Here is a 24,544-nt window from a genome sequence, read left to right as displayed (position 1 = left end):
GCGCTCACCGCCGCTGAATGCGCCGAAATCACTCAGTCCGGGAAGTCCAGCGGGATCCGCAGCGTCGTCATCATGGCGGCCAGGCCATCGTATTGACCTGCCAGCATGCAGAATTCGATGAGCTGATGCTTGGTGAGGATCGCCGAGAGCGCGGCCCAGGTTTCCGGTGAGACCGACCGGGTGACGACGAACTCGTCGGTGGCGGTGATCAACACCCGCTGACGGTCGGTCAGGCCCTCGGCGTCGGGGCCCTCGAAGATGCGGGCCTGGGTCTCGGCGTCCACGCCGCGGCTACGGGCCAGCCGGCGATGCTGCTGCAACTCGTATTCGCAATCCCGCAGATGGCCCACCCTCAGGATGACCAGCTCGGCGTCCTGCCGCGGCAACTTGCCCAGCGGGCCGAGCAACATTCCGGAATACGGCAGCCACGCCAGGAACAGCAGCTTGTGCTGGCCCAGCACGTTCATCAAGGTGAACCTCGGTGCCCGGATGGCCCGGGCCCCCAGCTTCGCGATGGCCCAGTTGACCGGGCCCAGCTCGCGGAATCCGCCCGGCGCGATGCGGGCCGGCTCGAGTGCACTCACCCCGCCGAGTCTGTCACAGGTGGAGTGGCCGGGTGAGCGCAAGTGCGCAGGGTCAGGGTTCGCGCACCAGGTACGGCGACACTGTCGAGCGGTGCTCGTTGAGGTCCAGGGCCTTGCCGAGCGCGGGGAAGGCACGTTGCGGGCAGTTGTCGCGTTCGCACACGCGGCAGCCCGAGCCGATGGGTGTGGCCACCTCGCCGGAGAGGTCCAGTCCTTCGGAGTACACCAGCCGATGGGCATGGCGCAGTTCGCATCCCAGCCCGATGGCGAAGGTCTTGCCGGGCTGGCCATAGCGTGACGCGCGGCGCTCCACGGTGCGGGCCACCCACATGTAGTTGCGCCCGTCGGGCATCTGGGCGATCTGTACGCCGATCTTGCCGGGATTGCCGAACGTTTCGTAGACGTTCCACAACGGGCAGGTGCCGCCCGAGGAGGAGAAGTGAAAGCCGGTGGCGGACTGGCGTTTCGACATGTTGCCGGCGCGGTCGACGCGGACGAAGGAGAAGGGCACGCCGCGCATCGACGGACGCTGCAGGGTGGAGAGCCGGTGTGCGATGGTCTCGTAGCTCACCGAGTAGAACGCCGACAGCCGCTCGATGTCATACCGGAAATTCTCGGCGACATCGTGGAACTGGCGGTAGGGGAGCACCGTCGCCGCAGCGAAGTAGTTGGCCAGGCCGAGCCGGGCCAGGGTGCGGGATTCGTCGCTGGTGAACATGCCTTCGTCGACCATCTTGTCGATGAGGTCGCCCAACTCCAGGAAGGCCAGTTCGGCCGCCATCTTGAACACCTGCTGGCCTCGGGACAGGTGATTGCCCATCTCCAGGGTCTTGGTGGCCGGGTCGTAGTGGTGCAGCACGGTGTCGCCCAGATCGATGCGTCGTACGATCCGCACCCCGTGCTCGGCGGTCAGCCGGTTGGCCAGCTCGCCGGCCAGATCACCGCGGTGCATCCGGATCTTGGCGGTCAGCTCTTCGGCGGCGGTATCGAGCTCATGCAGGTAGTTCTGCCGTTGGTAGAAGTAGTCGCGCACTTCCTCGTGCGGCATGGTGATCGAACCGCTGCCGCTGCCGTCGGAGTAGCGGTCTTCGGTGGCGGCCGCCAACTGCGTGGTGGTCAGACGGTATCGACGGTGCAGGTTGACCATCGCGCGGGCGAAATTCGGGTGGGCTGCCACCAGGTCGGCGACTTCGGCGACATCCATGTCGGCGCCGAGGTCGCGGTCCATCGCCACCTCGCGCATCTCGGCGACCAGTCGGGTGTCGTCGTGCGGGGCGAAGAACGTCGCGTCCACCCCGAATACCTCGGTGATGCGCAGCAGCACCGCGACGGTGAGCGGCCGTACGTCGTGCTCGATCTGATTGAGGTAACTGGGGGAGATTTCCAGCATCTGGGCCAGCGCCGCCTGGCTGAGTCCACGCTCGCTCCGTAGTTGCCGCACCCGCGACCCGACGAACGTTTTTGCCACGTCAACAAGCCTAACAAGAGTGTGAAGACGGCCTTTGCATTCTTGGCAGTTCAGTCGCTACTGGCAGTATCGGGCTGCCTGGCATGATCGGCTCAGGCGACAGCGACTGGAGATGACCATGGCGGGAACCGCGCAGAATTCGACCACCGGGCTGAACAAGGTGATGATGCCGGTGCCCGATCCTCATCCAGACGTCTTCGACCGGGAATGGCCGCTGCGGATGGCCGATGTCGACCGCAGCGGGCGGCTGCGCTTCGACGGTGCCTGCCGGCACATTCAGGACGTCGGCCAGGACCAACTGCGGGAGATGGGCTACGAAGACGTCCACCCCGCGTGGATCGTGCGGCGCACGATGATCGATCTGATCCAGCCCATCGAGGGCAGCGACATACTGCGGATGCGGCGGTGGTGTTCGGGAACGTCCAACCGATGGTGCGAGATGCGGGTGCGCATCGACGGGCGCAAGGGCGGGCTGATGGAGTCCGAGGCTTTCTGGATCCACATCAACCGGGAGACGCAGGGGCCCTCCCGCATCTCCGACGACTTCCTGTCGGGCCTGCGCCGCACCACCGACGAATCGCGGCTGCGGTGGAAGTCCTATCTCAAGGCCGGCAGTCGTGAGGAGGCCGCCGAGATCCGTGAGTACCCGGTGCGGGTGTCCGACATCGACCTGTTCGACCACATGAACAACTCGGTCTACTGGACGGTGATCGAGGACTATCTGTACTCCCACCCCGAGCTGCTGGAGAAGCCGCTGCGGGTCACCATCGAGCATGATGCCGCGGTGGCCCTCGGCGAGAAGCTCGAGATCCTGTCGCACGTTCACCCGGCCGGGTCGACCGACAAATTCGGCGAAGACCTCTCCGACCGCACTGTTAGAACGCTCACATATGCCGTCGGCGACGAGACAAAAGCGATCGCATCACTGTTCTCGCTCTAACCCTGCCGGGTTTAACAGTACGAGCGTACTGACCTGCGGCTTTGAGCTACCCGTCGGTAGCTTCTGAACCGGTACAGCCATCATATTTCTTCGCAACCTTTGCAAGTTAACTAAGCGCTTTGGCGAAACTTGGCAACTGAAACGGGTGGACCTGCGGATATGGGTTGTGACATCTTCGGATTAGCACACCAGTGAAGCTGCTGCGGCGTTAGCAATTAATGAGGCGCGACGCGGCGGTCGAACCAAACCGAAGGAGCAGTCCTATGTCGACCGTGGGCACCCCCAAGTCACCGGAGCAGATCCAGCACGACTGGGATCACAACCCCCGCTGGAAGGGCATCACCCGTACCTACACCCCGGCCGACGTGGTTGCCCTGCAGGGCTCCGTCGTCGAGGAGAACACCCTCGCCCGCCGCGGCTCCGAGGTGCTGTGGGAGCAGCTCCACGACATGGACTTCGTCAACGCGCTGGGCGCGCTGACCGGCAACCAGGCCGTGCAGCAGGTCCGCGCCGGCCTGAAGGCCATCTACCTGTCCGGGTGGCAGGTCGCCGGTGACGCCAACCTGTCCGGCCACACCTACCCCGACCAGAGCCTCTACCCGGCCAACTCGGTGCCGCAGGTCGTCCGCCGCATCAACAACGCGCTGCTGCGCGCCGACCAGATCGCCAAGGTCGAGGGCGACACCTCGGTCGAGAACTGGCTCGCCCCGATCGTCGCCGACGGTGAGGCCGGCTTCGGTGGTGCGCTCAACGTCTACGAGCTCCAGAAGGCCATGATCGCCGCTGGTGTCGCCGGTTCGCACTGGGAAGACCAGCTGGCTTCGGAGAAGAAGTGCGGCCACCTCGGTGGCAAGGTGCTGATCCCCACCCAGCAGCACATCCGCACCTTGACCTCGGCCCGCCTGGCTGCCGACGTCGCCGACGTGCCGACCCTGGTCATCGCCCGTACCGATGCTGAGGCCGCCACCCTGATCACCTCCGATGTGGACGAGCGCGACCGCCCGTTCATCACCGGTGAGCGCACCAAGGAAGGCTTCTACCGCGTGCAGAACGGCCTCGAGCCGTGCATCGCCCGCGCGAAGGCCTACGCGCCGTACTCGGATCTCATCTGGATGGAGACGGGCACCCCGGACCTCGAGCTCGCGAAGAAGTTCGCCGAGGGCGTCAAGGCCGAGTTCCCGGACCAGATGCTGTCCTACAACTGCTCGCCTTCGTTCAACTGGAAGCAGCACCTGGACGACGACACCATCGCCAAGTTCCAGCGCGAGCTGGGCGCGATGGGCTTCAAGTTCCAGTTCATCACGCTGGCCGGCTTCCACGCCCTCAACTACTCGATGTTCGATCTGGCCCACGGTTACGCCCGCGAGCAGATGAAGGCCTACGTCGAGCTGCAGGAGCGCGAGTTCGCCGCCGAGGAGCGCGGTTACACCGCCACCAAGCACCAGCGTGAGGTCGGCGCCGGCTACTTCGACCGGATCGCCACCACGGTTGACCCGACCAGCTCGACCACTGCGCTGGCCGGTTCCACCGAAGAGGGTCAGTTCCACTGACCTTCGACCGCTAAAGGTTGACAGCGCAGGCCCCGCTCAGAATTCTTGGGCGGGGCCTGTTGCGTTGTTCGAGTATTGAGAAAGTGAAGCAGTGACTAATCAAATTGAGCGTGTAGGTGTGATCGGTGCCGGCCAGATGGGCGGCGGGATCGCCGAGGTGTCCGCGCGTGCCGGCGTCGACGTGCTGGTGTTCGACACCGCCGACGCCTTCGTGACCGCCGGACGCAACCGGATCACCAAATCGTTGGAGCGCGGAGTCAGTGCGGGCAAGATCACCGCGGGGGAGAAGGACGCCGCCTTGTCGCGGCTGAAGTTCACCACCGACCTGGCCGATCTGGCCGACCGGCAACTGGTCATCGAGGCCGTGATCGAAGACGAGAACGTCAAGACGAAGATCTTCGCCGAACTGGATCGCGTGATCACCGACCCCGATGCGGTGCTCGCGTCCAACACCTCGAGCATCCCGATCATGAAACTCGCAGCGGCTACCCAGAATCCTGCCAGGGTGCTGGGCCTGCACTTTTTCAACCCGGTTCCGGTGTTGCCGCTAGTTGAATTGATCACCGCCCTGACCACCGACGAGGCCGCCGCCGCGCGTGTCGAGGAATTCGCCGGCACGGTTCTCGGCAAACAGGTTGTGCGTTGTTCTGACCGGTCCGGTTTCGTGGTCAACGCGTTGCTGGTTCCCTACCTCTTGGCGGCGGTCCGGATGGTCGAGGGTGGCTTTGCCACAATTGACGATGTCGACAAAGCAGTGGTGGCCGGGTTGTCGCACCCGATGGGGCCGCTGCGGCTGTCCGATCTGGTCGGGCTGGACACCCTCAAGCTCATCGCCGACAAGATGTTTGACGAGTTCAAAGAGCCGCTTTACGCCGCGCCGCCGCTGCTACTGCGCATGGTCGAGGCGGGGCAGCTGGGCAAAAAATCGGGCCAGGGCTTCTACAAGTACTGAGAATGGCCTAGCTGGCACTATGCCCAAGGCTTAGCTAGTCTACCCACAGTAGAGCGTGCTGGCTCGCTCGATAGAGTCTGCATGTAAATACATGTGTCGACCCCAAACCTATGGTCGTCAGCAGCAGAAACGCAAAGAGGTAATTTTTCGTATGTCTAACGCCGAGTCCGATCTTGCTCCGTACTACGAGGAGTCGCAGTCGATCTACGACATCTCGAATGACTTCTTCGCCCTCTGGCTCGGACCGACCATGGGTTACACCTGTGGTTACTACGAGCGCGAGGACATGAACCTCGAGGAGTCGCAGAACGCCAAGTTTGACCTGGCTCTGGGCAAGCTCGACCTCAAGCCGGGCATGACCCTGCTCGACATCGGCTGCGGCTGGGGCGGTGCGCTGGAGCGCGCGCTCACCGAGTTCGACGTCAATGTCATCGGCATCACGTTGAGCAAGGAACAGTCGGAGAATGCCCGGGCGCGGCTGGCCAAGATCGACACCAACCGCAGCGTCGAGATCCGGATGCAGGGCTGGGAAGAGTTCAACGAGCCCGTCGACCGCATCGTGTCCATCGGCGCGTTCGAGGCGTTCAAGCAGGAGCGTTACCCGGTGTTCTTCGAGCGGGCCTACAGCATCCTGCCGGAGGACGGCGGCCGGATGCTGCTGCACACGATCCTGGCGCACACCCAGCAGTTCTTCCGCGAGAACAACATCAAGCTGACGATCAGCGATCTGAAGTTCATGAAGTTCATCGGCGAGGAGATCTTCCCCGGCGGGCAGCTGCCCGCGGTCGAGGACATCGAGAAGCTCGCCGACGGCTCGGGGTTCAAGCTGGAGCGCACCCACCTGCTGCGCCCGCACTACGCGCGGACGCTGGACATGTGGGCGGCCAACCTCGAGGCGGCCAAGGATGAGGCCATTGCCATGCAGGGCCAGGAGGTCTACGACCGGTACATGAAGTACCTGACCGGTTGCGCCGACTTCTTCCATCGCGGCATCACCAACATCGGCCAGTTCACGCTGGTCAAGTAGTTTCTTTCCAAAAGCGCCCCCCGACACGGTCGGGGGCGCTTTTGTTTGTGCGAGAAGCTAGGCCTCAGCCAGCCGCTTCTTCTCCGCCTCGACGTCGAAGTCCGGCGGCGGCCACGACATGTTGAGGCCCTTGAGCGCCTCGATGAGCAGTTCGGTGATGGCGAGCCGGCTGTACCACTTCCTGTCGCACGGCACGATGTGCCAGGGTGCGTAGTCGGTCGACGTCTTCTCCAGCATGGCCTGGTAGGCGTCCTGGTACTTGGGCCACAGCAGGCGCTCGTCGATGTCGGCCGGGTTGTATTTCCAGTACTTTTCGGGCCGTTCGAGCCGCTCGGCCAGCCGCTGCTTCTGCTCGGCGAGTGAGACGAACATGGCCACCTTCACCAGGGTGGTTCCGGCATCGACCAATTCGCGTTCGAAGGCGTTGATCTCGTCGTACCGGGCGCCCCAGACATCCGGTGGCACCAGGTTGTGTACGCGGACGATCAGCACGTCCTCGTAGTGCGAACGGTCGAACACTCCGATGTGTCCGGCCGGCGGAAGGGCGTTGCGAATCCGCCACAGATAGTGGTGGGCCCGCTCCTCCTCCGTCGGTTTGCCGAAGCTGGTGTACCGTATGCCCTGCGGATTTGCGGCTCCCACAACATGTTTGACGATGCCGCCTTTGCCTGCGGTGTCCATGCCCTGCAGGATCAGCAGAATCGAGCGGTTGTCGTCACCGCTCTTGGAGCGGGCGTAGAGCATTTCCTGCAGCGAGGCCAGCCTGAGATTGCGCTCGGTCTGCAGGGTGGGCGCATCGTTCTTGTTGCCGCGGAATCCGGGAGTGCCGTTGGCTTCGATGCGCGCAACTTGGTCGCCCGGACGGAAAACCAGTTGATCGTGTGGTTCGTGGGTCCACTGCGCAGGCAGGTCCTTGTCGGTCACCCGTTCAGTCAAGCAGTTGTGGCGGCAAAACCGGTGACGGGTGTGGCAGTGAGTTGAACTTCTCCAGCGAGCCGCCGACTTCGACGATGCCGCGCAGCGCGTTCCAGGACAGCATGGTGAGGTAGTCGATCAGGTCGTCGGCTGGCATCCGTGGGTTCGACATCCACGAGTGGGTGGCCAGCTGTACCCCGCCGACGGTGTGGAACGCCCACGCCTCGGCGCCGCGGGTGTCCATGCCGGCCCCGGCCATCCGGCGGCGCAGCATCACGGCCAGCATGCGCGCGATGATCTGCTCGGAATCGGCGACGGCTTTGCTCTTGCTGGCCGAGTTGTTGGCCATCACGAACGGATAGATCTCAGGTTCGGCCGCAACGGTTTCCACGTACACCTTGATGATTTCGCGGGTGAGGTCGAAACCGTCGAGGTTCGAGGACAGGGCCGCAGCCATGTTGGGGATCAGGGTGGTCTGGGCGAACCTCATCATCACGGCGGTGGTGAGGTCGTTCTTGTCGACGAAGTAGCGGTACAGCACGGTCTTGGACACGCCGATCTCGGCGGCGATCTCGTCCATGCTGACGTTGCTGCCTCGGCTCCGGATCGCTTCCAGGGTGCCGTCTACCAACTCGTTGCGCCGCTCCACCTTGTGCTGGTGCCAGCGACGCTTGCGTCCATCGGTCTTCACCGTCGCCGGCGGAGTCTGCTGTGCCACAGTCGCAGTAGTCCCATTCCCTAGTTCCACTTGATACTACGGCGAATCTGCGGATACCGGCCTGAGGGTCAGGCCGTCAGGCGCGGCGATAGCGCAAGATGGAAACGTGGCACATCGAAACGACACGGGAGTCCGCGTGAATACGGGCCCACGGCAGAGTTTTGCCGAGACGCTGGCCGGTGCGGACAGCGCTGCCGACGCCGAACGTCTACGGGGTTTGCGGACCATGAAGCTGGTTGCGCTGAGCTTCCTGGTCGGGGCTACCGTGATCTTCCTTTTGTGCACGTGGGCGCAGTCGCGGGGAGCGGGTCCGGCGCCATGGATCGGGTATGTTCGCGCGGCCGCCGAAGCCGGCATGGTCGGCGCGCTCGCCGACTGGTTCGCGGTGACGGCGTTGTTCAAGCATCCACTCGGTATACCGATCCCGCATACGGCCATCATCAAGCGCAAGAAGGACCAGCTGGGCGAGGGGTTGGGCGCGTTCGTCCGGGAGAACTTCATGTCTCCTGAGGTGATCGCGACCAAACTGCACGACGCCGAGGTGGCGGGCCGGTTGGGCAAGTGGCTGTGCGACCGTCCGCATGCCGAGCGGGTGGCCGCCGAGGCGTCGACCGTGCTGCGGGTCGGGGTCGAGATGCTGCGCGACGAGGATGTCCAGCACGTGCTGGACCGGATGATCGTCAAGCGCATCGCCGACCCGAAATGGGGTCCGCCGATCGGCCGAGTGCTGTCCACCCTGCTGCAGGAGGGTCGTCAGGAAGCACTGATCCAGCTGTTGTGTGATCGGGCGTTCCAGTGGTCGCTGAACTCCGGTGAGGTGATCGAGCGCGTGATCGAGAGGGATTCGCCGACATGGTCGCCGCGCTGGGTGGACCACCTGGTGGGCGAGCGGATCCATCGGGAGCTGATGGACTTCACCGACAAGGTGCGCCGCAACCCCGACCACGAGCTGCGCCGCTCGGCCACCCGGTTCCTGTTCGAGTTCGCCGACGACCTGCAGAACGACGAGGCGACGATTCAGCGCGCCGAGAACGTCAAGGAACAGATCATGGGCCGCGACGAGGTGGCGCGGGCAGCCGAGACGGCGTGGGCGGCGGCCAAGCGGATCATCCTGGAGTCGGTGGACGACCCGTCCTCGGCGCTGCGCACCCGGATCGCGGACTCGGTGATGCGCATCGGGGAGTCGCTGCGGGACGACGTCGAGCTACGCGACAAGGTCGACAGCTGGATCATCAGAGGGGCGAAACACCTGGTCGCAGAGTATGGGACCGAGATCACAGCAATCATCACCGAGACCATCGAACGCTGGGATGCGGACGAGGCGAGCCGCCGGATCGAGCTTCATGTGGGCCGTGACCTGCAATTTATCCGGATCAACGGCACGGTGGTGGGGGCGTTGGCGGGCCTGATCATCTATTCGGTAGCCCAACTACTCTTCTGACCTGCGCTAACTAGTGCTTGCAAAAGTTAGCACCCCGTCGTAGCGTGAATTTCGTCGTTAACGGATACACGGCCTACGAGGGGAATGACATGGCGCAAGACGAAAATCTCGCGGCGGTTGTCTCCAGCGCTGCGCAGGACATCGGAAGCTTCATCCGGGCCCAGCGTGAGGCGGCACAGGTATCGGTTCGGCAGTTGGCCGAGAAGGCCGGCGTCAGCAACCCCTACCTGAGCCAGATCGAACGAGGGTTGCGGAAACCTTCCGCCGACGTGCTCAACCAGATCGCGAAGGCGCTTCGGGTGTCCGCCGAGGTCCTCTATGTGCGTGCCGGGATCTTGGAGCCCAGCGAGCCCAGTGAGGTCCGCGACGCCATCGTGAACGACGTGGCGATCACCGAGCGGCAGAAGCAGGTACTGCTCGATATCTACACATCGTTCCGGCAGCAGAACGAAGCCGAAGCAGATGAGGAGCAGACATCTGAACCGACTGACTGACACCTCATCAGCTAACCGATAACCAATCGCACGAAAGTCCATCCTGGGAAAGGAAATTCGCATGACCGAGAAGACTCAGCCCACCATCGAAGACCTCAAGGCCCCGCTGCTGGCCGCCGTCGGCGCTGCCGATCTGGCCCTGGCCACGGTCAACGAGATCGTCGCCAGCCTGCGTGAGCGTGCCGAGGATGCCCGCACCGACGCCGAGACTCGCGTCGAGGAGAGCCGTGCCCGCCTGAACAAGCTGCAGGAAGAGCTGCCGGCCCAGTTCGGCGAGCTGCGCGAGAAGCTGAACTCCGACGAGCTGCGCAAGGCCGCCGAGGGCTACGCCGATCAGGCCACCGCGACCTACAACAAGCTGGTCGAGCGTGGCGAGGCGGCGCTGGAGCGCCTGCGCAGCCAGCCGGCCATCGAGGAAGCCGCCAACCGGGTCGAGGGCTACACCGACCAGGCCGTCGAGCTGACCCAGGAGGCCCTGGGCACCGTGGCGACCCAGACCCGCGCGGTGGGCGAGCGTGCCGCCAAGCTGGTCGGCGTCGAGCTGCCGAAGAAGGCCGAGAAGGCTGCCCCGGCCACTCCGGCCGCTCCGGCCAAGAAGGCCGCGCCGGCCAAGAAGGCCGCCACCCCGGCCGCCAAGAAGGCTGCCACCCCGGCCGCCAAGAAGACCGCGGCTCCGGCCAAGAAGGTCACCCAGAAGTAATGCCGGTGTCGACCGTATTTACGGGGACTTGAGCCCCGGGCGGTCGACGCTGACGATGAGGCCCGCATAGGCTGGTGAGGTGCAACTCGCCAACCTTGCGGGCCTCATTATTTTGGTGCTCGGTTATCTGGTCGTTCTCGTGGCCGTGTACGCCTTCGTGCATGCGGCCATGCAGCGGCCCGACGCCTATACCGCCATCGGCAAGCTCACCAAGCCGGTATGGCTGGCCATCCTGGGTGTGAGCGCGGTGCTGACGCTGCTGGTGGGTGGGGTGTTCATCCCTGTCATCGCGGCCTGCGCCACCGGTGTCTATCTCGTCGATGTGCGGCCCAAACTGCTCGAAATCCAGGGAAAGTCGCGCTGACCCGATGCGTTCGCCACTGGCCGCACTCGGCGCGGCGTGCTTCGCGCTGGGCGCGACACTGACCTTCGTGCCCTCCGCAGCCGCCGACCCCGGCCTCGAGCACAGCTATGTGGACCACGTCGAATGGGCGAAATGGGGCGACCTGTCCAGCCTGCGCGTCTATCCCAGCGACGCCGCGCGGGCGCTGGCCCGTCAGCCGGGTCACGCCGTGGAGGCCGATCAGGCCTGGGCCCAGGTGCTGGCCCTGTCTCCGGATGCCGACCTTCCCGGGATGCGTGAGCAGTTCCTGTGTCACTGGACGTTCGCCGAGCTGGCCGAACCGGGTAAGACCAGCTGGAATCTGGAGCCGTGGCGGCCCGAGGTCGCTCCCGAGGTGATGCTGGCCAGCGGATGCAATCCCGGCGGCAGCGAGGAACCGTTCTGATGGGCAGCTATACCCGGGCTCAGGTGGCCGCACTGGTCGACCACACCCTGCTCAAGCCGGAAGCCACCGTGGTCGACGTCGAGAAACTGGTGGCCGAGGGCGCCGACCTCGGGGTGTTCTCGGTATGCGTGTCGCCGACGCTGGTGGCTGCCGCGGCCGCGGTCGCCCCGTCCGGCCTGGCGGTGGCCGCAGTGTCCGGCTTTCCGTCCGGTAAACACCTGGCCGAGATCAAGGCCCGCGAATCGCAACTGGCCGTGGCCGCGGGCGCCGTCGAGATCGACATGGTGATCGACGTGGGGGCCGCGCTGAGCGGCGACCTGGACGCGACCGCCGCCGAGGTTGCCGCGGTGCGCGCGGCAGTGCCCGGCGCCACGCTCAAGGTGATCGTCGAGTCCGCCGCGTTGCTGGAGTTCGCCGGCGAGGCGTTGTTGCAGGACGTGTGCCGGGCCGCTGTCGGGGCCGGGGCCGACTTCGTCAAGACCTCCACCGGCTTCCACCCCAGCGGGGGTGCCTCCACCCGCGCCGTCGAACTGATGGCGCGCGCGGTGGGTGGCGGCATCGGGGTCAAGGCCAGCGGCGGCATCCGCACCGCCGCGGTGGCGGTGGCGATGCTCGACGCCGGGGCCACCCGGCTCGGCCTGTCGGGCACCCGCACGGTGCTCGACGGCCTCGCCGGTCAGGGCTGAGCTAGAGCTTGCCGAAGCAGGGGTCGTCGGTGGGCTTGGGCATCGACGCGTTCGTCGCGGAGAACTTCGCCTGCACGCCGCTGTCGGTGACCTGCACGCTGTCGGCGTGGATCCCCATCGGATAGTCCTCGGTCAGCTGGGCGGTGAACTTGTCCAGGATCGGCTGCAGGGTCTCCCGCGGCCAGGACAGGCCGATCGCGCTCAGGTCGACGATCTGCAGCGAGATGCCCTTGTTGACCACTGTGGGCTTGGCCGTGATCGTGCCGAGCAGGCCTTTGAGTTCGATGGTGCCCTTGGCCGGGTTGGTCCGCACATCCGAGATCGCCGAGCCGATGAACGGCAGCTGGACCAGGTCGCCGACGGTCTGGCGGAGGCCGTCGGTGCTCCAGTCGATGTTGGCGACCAGCGAGCCCACGGTGCCGCTGGCGTCGGCGGTCTCCTTCACCCGCACGTCCCGGATGTCCAGCTTGACCTTCATGCCCTTGGCCTCACGGATCTGGTTGCCCGCGGTCTCGACGTTGATGTTGGTGTAGTGACCCGTCACGTGCTGCATGAGGAACGGCGGCAGCGGATCGAATGTGGCCTTCGCGCCGTCCCCGACGACGCATTCCACGATCGAGGCGACGATCTTGTCGGCACGGTTGCGGGCATACAGCTCACCGCCGAGCACACCGGCAGCGACCAGTGCCAGCACGATCACGAAGACCAGTACCACCGACAACGGATCCGACAGCAGCTTCCTGACCTTCGCCAGTGCCGACGTGTCCTGCGGCCGCTGAGCGTCGGGCGCCGGCTGCTCGGGCTGGTCCGGCGATGGTGGCTGCGGCGGCAGGTCCCCCGAAGGGGCCGGCGAGGACTGGTCGGTTGGGCGAGCCCAGGGATCGGTCACCCCAGCGATTGTGCCCTACCGGACTGAGCGAACTGTGAGCGGTTCTGCAGCACTGCGATGGTGTCGCGGACCTGGTTGGCGGCATCGAGGTCGACGTCGTAGACCAGTAACTGCTCCTCGGCGTCGGCCGCGGCGAGAACCTCGCCGGTGGGGGAGGTCACCAGACTGCCGCCGACACCCGTCGGTCCGACCTTGGCGATGTCATCGCCCGGATAGGCCTGGCCCACCGCGGCGATGAATCCGGTGGTGTCCAGCGCGCGGGCCCGGGCCAGCAGGGTCCACTGCTCCAGCTTGCCGGGTCCCGATCCCCAGGAGGCGTGCACGGTGATCAGCCGGGCGCCGCGGCGGGCCAGCTCCACGTACAGCTCCGGGAACCGGATGTCGTAGCAGGTGCTCAGGCCGACGGTGACGCCGTCGACGGTGATCGTCACCGGCTCGAAACCCGGTGCCACAGTGCGCGATTCGGTAAAACCGAAGGCGTCGTAGAGATGGATCTTGTGGTAATGCGCGTCCACTCCGGGGCCGGTGGCGATCAGAGTGTTGGTGACCCGCCCGTCCTGGCAGGGGGTGAACATCCCGGCCACCACGACGACCCCGGCCTGCGCGGCGATATCGCGCACCGCCGTCGCCCACGGCCCGTCGAGGTCCTCGGCGACGGGGCCCAGCGGCACCCCGAACCGGCACATCGTGGCCTCGGGGAACAACACCAACCGGGCACCGTCAGCGGCGGCCCGCCGCGTGTACTCATCGACCAGCGCCAAATTCGACGACGGATCCGTACCGGCCGCGATCTGCGCCAGGGCGATTCGCATGCGGTTCAGCTTAGTGGCGCCACGGTGCCTAATGCGTGGCCGGCGCCACGGCTGCCCACGGGACTGTGAGCACCCCGTCACGCAACCGGCGGCGCGGCGCGGCGACGGGAAGCCCCTCGGCGCGCAACAACTCCACCATGGCCCGCCAGCGCACCCGCGGTCCGAACACCCCGTGCCCGGCTGCGCTGGCCCAGGCGCGGTCGGCCGCACCGAGCAACGCGTGGATGGGCTGTCCTTCGACGTTGTGGTGGATCAACACCTTGGGCAGCCGTTCGGCCAGATCCGACGGACGCTCGATGCGCAGCGGATCACATGCCAGGGTCAGGCTCACCGGCCCGTCCGCGTCCAGCAACACCCAGCAGCATCTGCGGCCCAACTCGTCGCAGGTTCCGTCGATGATCAGCCCACCGGGCGCGAGCCGGCGCGACATCGCCGCCCAGGCCTCGGGCACCGCCTCGACCGGGTACTGACGTAACACGTTGAACGCCCGCACCAGCACCGGACGCAGCCCGGCCAACTCGAACCCGCCGAGGGCGAAGTGCACGTCGCTGCCGCCGGCCAACGCGCGTGCGGTGGCCACGCGTTCGGGGTGGATCTCCAGGCCCACCACTCGGGTATCGGCGCGGATCATGCGCAGCCGGGCGGCCAATTCCAGTGTCGTCACCGGCAACGCGCCGTACCCGAGGTCGACCACCAGCGGATCGGCGGCGGCCCGCAGCACGCTGCGCACCCTCGGCGAATGCACCAGCCAACGGTCACTGCGGCGCAGCCGGTTGTACCCGGTGGTGCCCCGGGTGACCGCGCCGACGGGTTTAGACGTGCTCGGCGATCCACTCAGCGGTGAACGCCCCCTCGATGGTGAACACGTCGTTGACGGACTGCAGGACCAGGTCTTCGAGTTTGCCTCCGACCAGGGGCATCGGCACCTTGCACGTGCTGTCGACCTGCAGCTGGCTGCCTGTCGAGACCCCGGCGAGCACATAGCGGCCGTCGAGCCGGCCCGGGACGTGTGACACCGACGCGGTGTAGTGGCCGTTCGTGCGGTCCGCGCCGTTCGGGTCGATGGGGCCGAAATACTGCTTGCGGGTGATGGCCATGTCGACCGGGATCACCGACCGCAGGAGCGCGGGCATCTCCGCGCGCGGCAGAACCTGCCGAAACTCGACCTCGATGCCGCTCTCGTCGGCGTTGAAGGCCGTGAGGTCGGATTTACCGGGTGTGAGGTCGTCGTACCGGTCCATCAGTGCCTGCCAGTACGTGGCGTTCGCGTATACGGCGTAAATGGTTTCGACGGGTGCGTCGAACGGCAACGTCGTCTGCCGGGATCGGCTCATGGTTATCGAAGGTACCGCCGGGCTCACCGGTGATCGGTGATCCACCCCGAGGTGAAGCGTTGCTCGGCGGTCAGAAGGTCGACCAACTGCGTGCCGATGAAACTCTCGATCTTGCCGCCGACCAGCGGCACCTTGACTTCGACCGTGATGTGCACCGACAGCCGGGACCCGCTGTCGGTCGGGGCAAGCGTCGCGGTTCCGGACAGCGATACCGGTGCCCCGGCGACGGAGCCCTGCACCGTGCCGTGTGACGTGCCGTGACGGACCGGCTGCCAATGCTCCTCGCGCCGGATGTTCAGATCGCCGCGGTGAAACTGCGACACCAGCCCGGGCAGCTGGTTGGCGCGCAGGGTCTGGGTGGTGACCGCCGTGATTTCGCCGTCGTCGGTCACGGTCAACGCATCCAGCGCGGTCTCGTCGGCCCCGGAATCGGCCAGCCGGGCCAGCCAATACTGTTCGTCACCGAATGCCCGGTGGACCTGTTCGACGCTGCCCTCGTAGTCGGTGGCCATGTCGAATGATCGCGGCATAGCTGGTCACGCTACCGTTACGGCCCGTGGTCAGTTCGTATGTTGCCGGTGTCGCAGTCGCCGAGTCGGTTGCGCTGGCCCCGCTGACCACCCTGCGGGTCGGACCGGTGGCGCGCAGGGTGCTCACCTGCACGAGCACCGATCAGCTCATCGATGTGCTGCGCGCGGTATCTGATCCGATCCTGGTGCTCGCCGGCGGATCGAACGTGGTGCTGGCCGATGACCTGGCCGACACCATGCCGGACCTCACCGTGGTGCGCGTGGCCAACACCGCGATCACCGTGGAGGGTGACCGGCTGCGCGCCGAGGCCGGTGCCGTGTTCGACGACGTCGTCGTCGCCGCGCTGCAGCACGGGTTGGGCGGGCTCGAATGCCTTTCCGGGATACCGGGATCGGCCGGGGCCACCCCGGTGCAGAATGTGGGTGCCTACGGGGCCGAGGTCGCCGACACCATCAGCAGGGTCCGGCTGCTCGACCGGCGCACAGGTGAAGTCCGTTGGGCTGCACCGGAAGAGCTCAAGTTCGGCTACCGCACCAGCATCCTCAAACACTCCGATGCCGTCATCGTGCTCGAGGTCGAGTTCACCCTTGATCAGGCTGGACGGAGCGCACCGCTGCGTTACCGCGAACTGGCCACCGCGCTGGGTGTCGAACCGGGGGAGCGTGCCGACCCGATGCGGGTTCGCCAGATCGTGCTGCAGTTGCGCGCTGGCAAAGGGATGGTCCTCGACGCGCAAGACCACGACACCTGGAGCGTCGGGTCGTTCTTCACCAACCCGGTGGTGTCGCAGGCCGACTTCGAGCGGGTGCAGGCCGGTTTCCAGAACGACCCGGAGGCGGCGCAGTCGTCCGTGCCGAACTACCCCGCACCCGACGGGGTCAAGCTCGCGGCGGGCTGGCTCGTCGAGCACGCCGGGTTCGGTAAGGGGTACCCCGGTGACGGTGCTCCGGCACGGCTGTCGACCAAGCATGCGCTGGCTGTGACCAATCGTGGCGAGGCGAACACCGCCGATGTGATTGCCCTGGCCAGGGCGGTGCAAAAGGGTGTTCGGGACCGCTTCGGGATCACGCTGCAGCCCGAACCGATTCTGTTTGGGTGCGATCTATCAGTACCGTAGATCCACGTGAGCCCTGCCGGTGATATAGAGGCGGGCGCGCCGCTGTTCAATCGGCGGCGTGCCCTGACGGTGTTGACCGTCGGAATGGGCGCCGGACTGTTGGCTGCCTGCTCGGGTGAATCGTCGGTCTCCGCACCTGAGGTGAAGGAGAACGCACCGACGGTGACGTACGAGCCTGCCGCCGATTCCGAGGACGTGCTGCCGACGGCGCCGGCCGGAGTGAAGGTCGAGAACGGCGTGTTTCAGCGCGTCAGCCTGACCAACGCCAACGGCAAGGTGGTTGCCGGCAAATTCAACAGCGATCGCACCGCGTTCACTGTCACCGAGCCACTCGGCTACGAATCCACCTACACGTGGGCGGGCTCGGTGGTGGGGTCGGACGGCAAGGCCGAATCGCTGCAGGGCACGTTCTCGACCGTTGCCCCGCAGAAACAGGTCAACGGTCAGTTCCAGCTCGCCGACGGACAGGTCGTCGGTGTGGCCGCGCCGATCATCCTGCAGTTCGACGCCGCGATCGACGACAAGTACCGGGCGACCGTCGAAAAAGCCCTTCAGGTCACCACCACTCCGTCCGTCGAGGGCGGCTGGGCCTGGCTGCCCGACGAGGCCGGTGGCTCGCGCGTGCACTGGCGGACCCGGGAGTACTACCCGACCGGAACGAAGGTCAGCGTCAAGGCGCCGCTGTACGGCGTCAGCTTCGGCGATGGCGCCTACGGTGCGGCCGACTCGACGCTCGACATCGAGATCGGGCGTCGCCAGGTGGTCAAGGCCGAGGCATCCAGTCACCGCATCCAGGTGCTCGACGGGGCAGGCGCGGTGATCATGGACTTCGCGTGCAGCTACGGCGAGGGTGACCTGGACCGCAACGTCACGCGCAGCGGTATCCACGTGGTCACCGAGAAGTACGAGGACTTCTGGATGACCAACCCCGCCGCCGGGTACAGCAATGTGCACGAACGTTTCGCGGTGCGGATCTCCAACAACGGCGAGTTCATCCACTGCAACCCCAACAGCATCGGTTCGCAGGGCAACACCAATGTGACCAACGGCTGCATCAACCTGAACCTGGAGGACTCTCAGCAGTACTTCAACAGCGCGATGTACGGCGACCCGGTCGAGGTGACCGGTACCCGGATCGATCTGTCCTACGCCGACGGCGATCTCTGGGACTGGGCGGTGGACTGGAGCGAGTGGAAGTCCATGTCCGCGCTGTCGACGCAGGATTCGCCGGCGAATCTGCCTGCGACTGCCCCGGCGACGCCGACGGACGCTCCGACCCTTTCCGGCATTCCCACGACCACGACGCCGCCGAAGCCTGCCCCAGGCCCCGGCGGTTAGAACCTCGCGCCGAAAGCGACGCGGTGGTCGTTGTGACGTCGCGCCAACGACAGCTGCGTCACTTTCGGGTCATCAGGTGCGGTTGAACCTTCCGTGTGGGGCCTGATCGCGCGGCCGGATCACGATCTGATCGAGGTTGACGTGTGACGGGCGTGACGCGACGAACCCGATCACCTCGGCGACGTCCTCGGCCACCAACGGGGTGATGCCCCGGTACACGTTGTCGGCGCGTTCCCGGTCGCCGTCGAAGCGCACCAACGAGAACTCGGTCTCGACGGCGCCCGGTGCAATCTCGGTGAGCCGCACCGGTTTTCCGAGTAGTTCACCGCGCAGTGTGCGGTGCAGGGCGCCCTGGGCGTGTTTGGCCGCGGTGTATCCCGAGCCGCCGTCATAGGTTTCCAGTGCCGCGATCGAGGTGACGGTGACGATCAGGCCGTCGCCGGAGGCGATGAGCTTGGGCAGTAGCGCCCGGGAGACCCGCAGGGTGCCGAGCACGTTGGTTTCCCACATCCACTGCCAATGCTCCAGGTCAGCGTCCAGGACGGATTCCAGCCCCCTGGCCCCGCCGGCGTTGTTCACCAGCACATCCGCCCGATCCAACTGGGCCGCCAGGGCGTCGACCGAGTCCTGGTCGGTGACGTCCGCCACAATCGCGGTGCCGCCGATCTCCTCGGCCAGCGACTGGACCCGATCGGCCCGGCGGGCCGCGCAGATGACGTGGAAGCCCAGGGTGGCAAGGGATCTGGCTGTCGCGGCACCGATTCCGGCGCTGGCGCCGGTAACCACTGCCACGCGTTTTTCTGACTGTGGTGTCGTCATCTGACCAACAGTAGATGGCGTGCTAAGTTCTCCGTATGTCCCGGAATCTCCAGTCCCGCTCCGTGCGGCGTGCGTGTTGTTGTCGCGCACCCCGCCGCGCCTGACTGACCCGGACACCGTTTTCCCGTCCTGCTGAGTCGACAGGTGTGGTCCCACCCCACCTCGCCGACAACCAGTAAGGACCATTCTCGTGACTACCGCCATTGCCGCACCTCGCCGCAGCTCCGCCCGTACGGTCCGGCCGATATCCGCCGCCTCGCGCTACCCGCAGTCGCGGCTGCTGCACATCGTCGCCCCGTCGCTGAGGGTGCCCGACGCCGCCGTGGCATCCGTCTTCAGTGCGGTCCGCACCCGCGGGCCGATCGCCAGGGATGCCGTCGCACAGCACACGCAGTTGAGCATCGCGACCGTCAACCGTCAGGTCACCGCACTGCTCGACGCCGGAATCCTGCGTGAGCGGGCCGATCTCACAGTTTCGGGGGCCATCGGCCGGCCCCGCGTACCCGTCGAGGTCAACCACGAGCCCTACCTCACGCTCGGTATCCACATCGGTGCGCGCACCACCAGCATCGTGGCCACCGACCTGTTCGGTCGCACGCTCGACGTGGTCGAGACGCCCACCCCGTCGGGATCGGCATCCGCGGCGTTGGCCACGTTGGCCTCCAGCGCGCGCCGCTACCTGAGCCGCTGGCACCGTCGTCGCCCGCTATGGGTGGGGGTGGCCGCCGGCGGCGTCGTCGACAGTGCCACCGGGTATCTCGATCACCCGCGGCTGGGCTGGTCCGATGCACCGGTGGGCCCGGTGCTCGCCGAAGCGCTGGCGCTGCCGGTGTCGGTTGCCTCGCACGTCGACGCGATGGCCGGTGCCGAACTGCTGCTGGGGGGACGCCGTGCCGTCCCCGATACCGCCGGGGCTCCGGCGCGGACCAGCCTCTACGTCTACGCCCGCGAAACCGTCGGCTACGCGCTGTCGATCGACGGCCGTGTCCATACCCCGGCCAGCGGTCCCGGCACGATTGCCGGCCTGCCCGCTCAGTCCGAATTATTGGGCGGCTCAGGGCAGTTGGAGTCCACGGTGAGCGACGAGGCGGTGCTCAACGCGGCCCGCGCGCTGCGAATCATCCCCGCCGAAGGCCCGTCCTCGACGCTGCCGGCGGTGCTGCGCGCGGCCAGGCAGGGGAACGAGAAGGCCCGCGAGCTGCTGGCCGATCGGGCCCGGGTGCTCGGCGAGGCCGTCGCATTGCTGCGTGACCTGCTCAACCCCGATGATCTGGTGCTCGGTGGCCAGGCCTTCACCGAATATCCCGAAGGGCTGCCCGTCGTCGAGGAGGCCGTCACACGCCGTTCGGTGCTCGGACCCCGCGACATCCGGGTGACGGCGTTCGGCAATCGGGTCCAGGAGGCCAGCGCAGGCATCGTTTCGCTGGGCGGCCTGTACGCCGATCCGATCGGCGCCATGCGGCGCGCTCAAACCCGCCGGTCGGCGAGCGGGCCCGGCATAGCCGCGGTGTAGACATAACAGTGTGCGTCTAGCGACAGACCTCGAGATCCCCCGCCGCGTTGCGGTGATATCCGTACACACATCGCCCCTGGCGCAGCCGGGAACCGGTGACGCCGGCGGGATGAATGTCTACGTGCTGCAGACGGCGTTGCAGTTGGCCCGGCGCGGCGTCGAGGTGGAGATTTTCACCAGGGCCACCTCGTCGTCGGATGCCCCGGTGGTGCCGGTGGCGCCCGGAGTGTTGGTGCGCAACGTGGTGGCCGGGCCGTTCGAGGGCCTGGACAAATATGACCTGCCCACTCAGCTGTGCGCATTCACCGCGGGGGTGTTGCGCGCCGAGGCGACCCATGAGCCCGGCTATTACGACGTCGTCCACTCGCATTACTGGTTGTCCGGTCAGGTCGGCTGGCTGGCCCGGGATCGCTGGGCGGTGCCGCTCGTGCACACCGCGCACACCCTGGCCGCGGTGAAGAACGCCGCACTGGCCGCCGGTGACCTGCCCGAGCCACCGCTGCGTGCGGTGGGGGAGCAGCAGGTGGTCGACGAGGCCGACCGTCTCATCGTGAACACCGAACATGAAGTACAGCAACTGGTTTCGCTTCACCACGCCGATCCGGGGCGTATCGATGTGGTGCATCCGGGGGTCGACCTGGATGCCTTTACCCCCGGGGATCGCGACGCGGCGCGGGCGGTCCTCGGCATTGCGCCCCACGAGCAGGTGGTCGCGTTCGTGGGCCGGATCCAGCCGCTCAAGGCACCCGACGTGTTGTTGCGTGCCGCCGCGAAACTGCCCGGGGTCCGGGTGCTGGTCGCCGGCGGCCCCTCCGGCAGCGGACTGGCCGAGCCCGACACCCTGATTCGCCTGGCCGACGAACTGGGTATCACCGATCGTGTGACGTTCCTGCCCCCGCAGTCCCGCGAACAACTGGTCACCGTGTACCGCGCCGCCGATCTGGTCGCGGTGCCCAGCTACTCCGAATCCTTCGGCCTGGTCGCGATCGAGGCCCAGGCCTGCGGGACACCGGTGGTGGCCGCCGCGGTCGGCGGTCTGCCGGTCGCGGTGGCCGACGGTGTCAGCGGCGCCCTGGTCGACGGGCACGACGTCGACGACTGGGCGGCCGCGATCGACGAGGTGCTGCAGCGTGATCCGGGTCCGTTGCGCCTGGCCGCCGCGGCCCACGCCGCGCAGTTCTCCTGGGCACACACCGTCGATGACCTGCTGAACAGCTACGCCCACGCGATGAGCGATTACCGGTCGCGGCATCGCAGGCCCGCCGCCCGCCGTTCGGGACGCCGGTTCGCGCTGCGCCGCGGGGTGCGGACATGAGCGTCGAACAGCTGATCACCGACACCCTCGACGAACACGAACTGGTCTACCACCGGCATGAGGGCGCCCACGGCGGCCTGCCCGGTCTCATCGTCGAACTGCCGGGGGAGCGCAAGCTCAAGACCAACACGATCCTGAGCCTCGGCGAGCATTCGGTGCGCGTCGAGGCCTTCGTGTGCCGCAAACCCGACGAGAATTTCGAAGGTGTCTACCGGTTCCTGCTCAAGCGCAACCGCAGGCTCTACGGGGTGGCCTACACCCTCGACAACGTCGGCGACATCTACCTCGTCGGCCGGATGGCGCTGGAAGCGGTCACCGCCGACGAGATCGACCGGGTGCTCGGGCAGGTGCTCGAAGCCGTCGACTCCGACTTCAACACCTTGCTGGAACTGGGTTTCCGCTCGTCCATCCAGAAAGAGTGGGAGTGGCGGGTCTCGCGCGGTGAGTCGCTGAAGAACCTCAAGGCCTTTGAGCATCTGATAGATGAGCGTCTGATCGACGACTGAGCGCCCGTGAGAAGATCTCACGCATGCCGACGCTGATCCTGCTCCGCCACGGTGAGAGCGACTGGAACCAGAAGAACCTGTTCACCGGATGGGTCGATGTCGACCTCACCGAGAAGGGCCGTACCGAGGCCGTCCGCGCCGGCAAGCTGCTGGTCGAGAACGGACTGCTGCCCGATGTGCTCTACACCTCGCTGCTGCGCCGCGCGATCACCACCGCCAACCTGGCGCTGGACGCCGCCGACCGGCACTGGATCCCGGTCCACCGGGACTGGCGGCTCAACGAGCGGCACTACGGCGCACTGCAGGGCCTGGACAAGGCCGCCACGAAGGACAAGTACGGCGAAGACCAGTTCATGGCGTGGCGGCGCAGCTACGACACCCCGCCGCCGCCCATCGAGAAGGGCAGCGAGTACAGCCAGGACGCCGACCCGCGCTACGCGGAGATCGGCGGCGGCCCGCTGACCGAATGCCTCAAGGACGTGGTGACCCGGTTCGTTCCGTACTACGAGGCGACGATCGTGCCCGACCTGCGGGCCGGCAAGACCGTGTTGATCGCGGCCCACGGAAACTCGCTGCGTGCGCTGGTCAAACATCTCGACGGGATGTCCGATGAGGATGTCGTCGGCCTCAACATCCCGACCGGCATCCCGCTGCGCTACGAACTCGACGACAACCTCAAGCCCCTCGTCGCGGGCGGTGAGTACCTCGACCCCGAGGCCGCCGCTGCCGGGGCCGCCGCGGTTGCCGCGCAGGGCGCCAAGAAGTAGCTTTCCTCGCCGTTTTGCCGGGGTGGCCTGGACGAACAGCAGGTTACCGAGGGTTAACGACAGCCGAACACCTGTATTTGGTGGTGTGACTTGTCCCGTTTTGGTCGCACGCTGCTGGGTTGACGTTCACCGGGTGCGTACGCTTTTCGCGTGAGCTTGATGTCGGCGTTACTGCTGACGGCGGTCGTGGCGTTGCTCGCACTGACCGTCGGTGCGGGGGTGGCCGCCGTGGTCGCTCCCCGCATCGTGGCGAAACGGCGGCGCCGGGAGGCTGATCAGGCCGGTCTGACGGTGTCGCAGATGCTGCAGCACATCGTGTCCGCATCGCCGAACGGCATCGTCGTCGTCGACACGTTCAACGACGTGGTTTATGCCAACGACCGTGCCGGCGAACTCGGTGTCGTGCGCGACCGGCTCCTCGACGACCGGGCCTGGCGGGCTGCCGAGCAGGTGTTCGCCACCGGTCAGCCCATCGAAGTCGACCTGTCGCCGCGCAAGCTGCCGCACCCCGGACGCCTGGGCATCTCGGTGCGGGGCTTGGTGCGGCCGCTGACCGCTGAAGACCGCCGCTTCGCCGTCGTCTACGCCGACGATCAGTCCGAGCACGCCAGGATGGAAGCGACTCGCAGGGATTTTGTGGCCAACGTCAGCCATGAGCTCAAGACCCCGGTGGGCGCCATGCGGGTGCTCGCCGAAGCGCTCCAGGCCTCCGCCGACGACCCGGACATGGTGCGTCGCTTCTCCGACAAGATGGTGGCCGAATCGCTGCGGCTGGCCGATATGGTCGGCGAACTGATCGAGCTGTCCCGGCTGCAGGGTGCCGAGCGGCTGCCCGACCTGGGCGACGTCGACGTCGACGCCGTGGTGTCCGAGGCGCTGTCGCGGCACAAGGTGGCCGCCGACAAGGCCGTCATCGCGATCACCACCGACGACCCGACCGGCTACCGGGTCCTGGGCGACCAGACGTTGCTCGTGACCGCCGTCGCCAATCTGGTGTCGAATGCCATTGCGTACTCGCCCAACGGATCCGGCGTATCAGTGAGTCGGCGCCGGCGGGGCGGCAGCGTCGAGATCGCGGTCACCGACCGCGGTATCGGAATTGCCAAAGCCGATCAGGGACGGCTCTTCGAGCGGTTTTTCCGGGTCGACAAGGCCCGTTCGCGCGCCACCGGCGGCACCGGACTGGGCCTGGCGATCGTCAAACATGTGGCCGCCAACCACAACGGAACCATCCGGCTGTGGAGTCAGCCGGGCACCGGGTCGACGTTCACGTTGTCGATCCCGGCCTATCCCGAAACCGATGAGTCCATAGGTGACTCGAACGACCGAGAGGATTAGCG

General features: G+C 66.5%; 27 protein-coding genes. 17 read left to right on the top strand and 10 right to left on the bottom strand.

The window, feature by feature from the left end; all coding sequences use genetic code 11:
- Positions 1–32: 32 nt before the first annotated feature.
- Together JOF57_RS21210 and ramB are read right to left on the bottom strand one after the other, a co-directional pair.
- Entirely contained in the window at positions 33–584 is a 552-nt protein-coding gene (locus JOF57_RS21210) for a carboxymuconolactone decarboxylase family protein (protein WP_209919713.1), read from the bottom strand.
- Positions 585–636: 52 nt separating this feature from the next.
- Positions 637–2,052, bottom strand: a complete 1,416-nt coding sequence (gene ramB / locus JOF57_RS21205; RefSeq protein ID WP_209919711.1) for an acetate metabolism transcriptional regulator RamB — start codon at positions 2,050–2,052, stop codon at positions 637–639.
- A gap of 118 nt (positions 2,053–2,170) precedes the next feature.
- Here ramB and JOF57_RS21200 point away from each other — a divergent pair, with 118 nt between their 5' ends.
- The 4 genes from JOF57_RS21200 (at position 2,171) to JOF57_RS21185 (ending at position 6,521) form a co-directional block, all read left to right on the top strand.
- Positions 2,171–2,992, top strand: coding sequence for an acyl-[acyl-carrier-protein] thioesterase (locus JOF57_RS21200; RefSeq protein ID WP_209923569.1), 822 nt, complete (start codon positions 2,171–2,173; stop codon positions 2,990–2,992).
- A 263-nt stretch (positions 2,993–3,255) separates the two neighbouring features.
- Positions 3,256–4,542: an isocitrate lyase gene (gene aceA / locus JOF57_RS21195; RefSeq protein ID WP_209919709.1), complete on the top strand. Its 1,287-nt coding sequence runs from the start codon at positions 3,256–3,258 to the stop codon at positions 4,540–4,542.
- 91 nt (positions 4,543–4,633) lie between these two features.
- Complete coding sequence (locus JOF57_RS21190) at positions 4,634–5,494, top strand: 3-hydroxybutyryl-CoA dehydrogenase (RefSeq protein ID WP_209919707.1); 861 nt, start codon at positions 4,634–4,636, stop codon at positions 5,492–5,494.
- A 151-nt stretch (positions 5,495–5,645) separates the two neighbouring features.
- The gene (locus JOF57_RS21185; RefSeq protein ID WP_209919705.1) at positions 5,646–6,521 is read left to right on the top strand and encodes a cyclopropane mycolic acid synthase family methyltransferase; all 876 of its coding nucleotides are present in this window, start codon (positions 5,646–5,648) and stop codon (positions 6,519–6,521) included.
- 57 nt (positions 6,522–6,578) lie between these two features.
- Here JOF57_RS21185 and JOF57_RS21180 read toward each other — a convergent pair whose 3' ends face one another.
- A complete protein-coding gene (locus tag JOF57_RS21180) occupies positions 6,579–7,445 on the bottom strand; it encodes a polyphosphate kinase 2 family protein (protein ID WP_209919704.1) in 867 nt (288 codons plus the stop codon).
- Between the two features lie 4 nt (positions 7,446–7,449).
- A complete protein-coding gene (locus JOF57_RS21175; RefSeq protein ID WP_209919701.1) occupies positions 7,450–8,154 on the bottom strand; it encodes a TetR/AcrR family transcriptional regulator in 705 nt (234 codons plus the stop codon).
- 106 nt (positions 8,155–8,260) lie between these two features.
- On the opposite strand from JOF57_RS21175, the gene JOF57_RS21170 reads away from it, so the two are divergent.
- The 6 genes from JOF57_RS21170 to deoC all read left to right on the top strand — a co-directional run bounded on the left by JOF57_RS21170 (position 8,261) and on the right by deoC (position 12,263).
- The gene (locus JOF57_RS21170) at positions 8,261–9,595 is read left to right on the top strand and encodes a DUF445 domain-containing protein (RefSeq protein WP_209919699.1); all 1,335 of its coding nucleotides are present in this window, start codon (positions 8,261–8,263) and stop codon (positions 9,593–9,595) included.
- Positions 9,596–9,684: 89 nt separating this feature from the next.
- Positions 9,685–10,089, top strand: a complete 405-nt coding sequence (locus JOF57_RS21165) for a helix-turn-helix domain-containing protein (protein ID WP_209919697.1) — start codon at positions 9,685–9,687, stop codon at positions 10,087–10,089.
- Positions 10,090–10,150: 61 nt separating this feature from the next.
- The gene (locus JOF57_RS21160) at positions 10,151–10,789 is read left to right on the top strand and encodes a heparin-binding hemagglutinin (RefSeq protein ID WP_209919695.1); all 639 of its coding nucleotides are present in this window, start codon (positions 10,151–10,153) and stop codon (positions 10,787–10,789) included.
- Between the two features lie 79 nt (positions 10,790–10,868).
- On the top strand, positions 10,869–11,153 hold the full coding sequence (locus tag JOF57_RS21155; RefSeq protein WP_209919694.1) for a DUF2516 family protein: 285 nt from the start codon (positions 10,869–10,871) through the stop codon (positions 11,151–11,153).
- 4 nt (positions 11,154–11,157) lie between these two features.
- Entirely contained in the window at positions 11,158–11,577 is a 420-nt protein-coding gene (locus JOF57_RS21150) for a DUF2599 domain-containing protein (RefSeq protein ID WP_209919691.1), read from the top strand.
- Complete coding sequence (gene deoC / locus JOF57_RS21145) at positions 11,574–12,263, top strand: deoxyribose-phosphate aldolase (RefSeq protein WP_209923567.1); 690 nt, start codon at positions 11,574–11,576, stop codon at positions 12,261–12,263. Before JOF57_RS21150 ends, deoC begins: the two co-directional genes overlap by 4 nt.
- Position 12,264: 1 nt before the next feature.
- On the opposite strand, the gene JOF57_RS21140 is transcribed toward deoC, so the two are convergent.
- The 5 genes from JOF57_RS21140 to JOF57_RS21120 are packed head-to-tail and all read right to left on the bottom strand — an operon-like array spanning position 12,265 to position 15,828.
- Positions 12,265–13,152, bottom strand: a complete 888-nt coding sequence (locus JOF57_RS21140; RefSeq protein WP_209919690.1) for an LmeA family phospholipid-binding protein — start codon at positions 13,150–13,152, stop codon at positions 12,265–12,267.
- Positions 13,149–13,964 (bottom strand): carbon-nitrogen hydrolase family protein, encoded by an 816-nt coding sequence (locus JOF57_RS21135; protein ID WP_209919688.1) that lies wholly within the window; start codon positions 13,962–13,964, stop codon positions 13,149–13,151. The genes JOF57_RS21140 and JOF57_RS21135 overlap by 4 nt, the downstream gene beginning before the upstream one ends.
- A gap of 28 nt (positions 13,965–13,992) precedes the next feature.
- Positions 13,993–14,802, bottom strand: coding sequence for a class I SAM-dependent methyltransferase (locus JOF57_RS21130; protein ID WP_209923566.1), 810 nt, complete (start codon positions 14,800–14,802; stop codon positions 13,993–13,995).
- Complete coding sequence (locus JOF57_RS21125; RefSeq protein ID WP_209919686.1) at positions 14,777–15,298, bottom strand: DUF2505 domain-containing protein; 522 nt, start codon at positions 15,296–15,298, stop codon at positions 14,777–14,779. The genes JOF57_RS21130 and JOF57_RS21125 overlap by 26 nt, the downstream gene beginning before the upstream one ends.
- Before the next feature lie 23 nt (positions 15,299–15,321).
- Complete coding sequence (locus JOF57_RS21120) at positions 15,322–15,828, bottom strand: DUF2505 domain-containing protein (RefSeq protein ID WP_209919684.1); 507 nt, start codon at positions 15,826–15,828, stop codon at positions 15,322–15,324.
- A gap of 26 nt (positions 15,829–15,854) precedes the next feature.
- Here JOF57_RS21120 and JOF57_RS21115 point away from each other — a divergent pair, with 26 nt between their 5' ends.
- Entirely contained in the window at positions 15,855–16,946 is a 1,092-nt protein-coding gene (locus JOF57_RS21115; protein ID WP_209919682.1) for a UDP-N-acetylmuramate dehydrogenase, read from the top strand.
- A gap of 6 nt (positions 16,947–16,952) precedes the next feature.
- On the top strand, positions 16,953–18,284 hold the full coding sequence (locus JOF57_RS21110) for a L,D-transpeptidase (RefSeq protein ID WP_209919680.1): 1,332 nt from the start codon (positions 16,953–16,955) through the stop codon (positions 18,282–18,284).
- A gap of 72 nt (positions 18,285–18,356) precedes the next feature.
- Here JOF57_RS21110 and JOF57_RS21105 read toward each other — a convergent pair whose 3' ends face one another.
- The gene (locus JOF57_RS21105) at positions 18,357–19,103 is read right to left on the bottom strand and encodes an SDR family NAD(P)-dependent oxidoreductase (RefSeq protein ID WP_209919678.1); all 747 of its coding nucleotides are present in this window, start codon (positions 19,101–19,103) and stop codon (positions 18,357–18,359) included.
- A 190-nt stretch (positions 19,104–19,293) separates the two neighbouring features.
- Here JOF57_RS21105 and JOF57_RS21100 point away from each other — a divergent pair, with 190 nt between their 5' ends.
- The 5 genes from JOF57_RS21100 to JOF57_RS21080 all read left to right on the top strand — a co-directional run bounded on the left by JOF57_RS21100 (position 19,294) and on the right by JOF57_RS21080 (position 24,542).
- Positions 19,294–20,616, top strand: a complete 1,323-nt coding sequence (locus JOF57_RS21100) for an ROK family protein (RefSeq protein WP_407666590.1) — start codon at positions 19,294–19,296, stop codon at positions 20,614–20,616.
- A 10-nt stretch (positions 20,617–20,626) separates the two neighbouring features.
- Positions 20,627–21,931 carry a D-inositol-3-phosphate glycosyltransferase gene (gene mshA / locus JOF57_RS21095; RefSeq protein WP_209919676.1) on the top strand — a complete coding sequence of 435 codons (1,305 nt, stop codon included), beginning with the start codon at positions 20,627–20,629 and terminating at the stop codon, positions 21,929–21,931.
- Entirely contained in the window at positions 21,928–22,437 is a 510-nt protein-coding gene (locus tag JOF57_RS21090; RefSeq protein ID WP_209919675.1) for a type III secretion system chaperone family protein, read from the top strand. Before mshA ends, JOF57_RS21090 begins: the two co-directional genes overlap by 4 nt.
- 23 nt (positions 22,438–22,460) lie before the next feature.
- The gene (locus JOF57_RS21085) at positions 22,461–23,204 is read left to right on the top strand and encodes a phosphoglyceromutase (protein ID WP_209919673.1); all 744 of its coding nucleotides are present in this window, start codon (positions 22,461–22,463) and stop codon (positions 23,202–23,204) included.
- Positions 23,205–23,354: 150 nt separating this feature from the next.
- Positions 23,355–24,542, top strand: coding sequence for a sensor histidine kinase (locus JOF57_RS21080; RefSeq protein WP_209919671.1), 1,188 nt, complete (start codon positions 23,355–23,357; stop codon positions 24,540–24,542).
- The last annotated feature ends 2 nt before the right edge of the window (positions 24,543–24,544 follow it).

Source organism: Mycolicibacterium lutetiense, assembly GCF_017876775.1.
In the GTDB taxonomy this organism is placed as follows: domain Bacteria; phylum Actinomycetota; class Actinomycetes; order Mycobacteriales; family Mycobacteriaceae; genus Mycobacterium; species Mycobacterium lutetiense.
The sequence above is the reverse complement of the archived record's forward strand: the minus strand, read 5'-3'. Positions and strand labels throughout refer to the sequence as shown.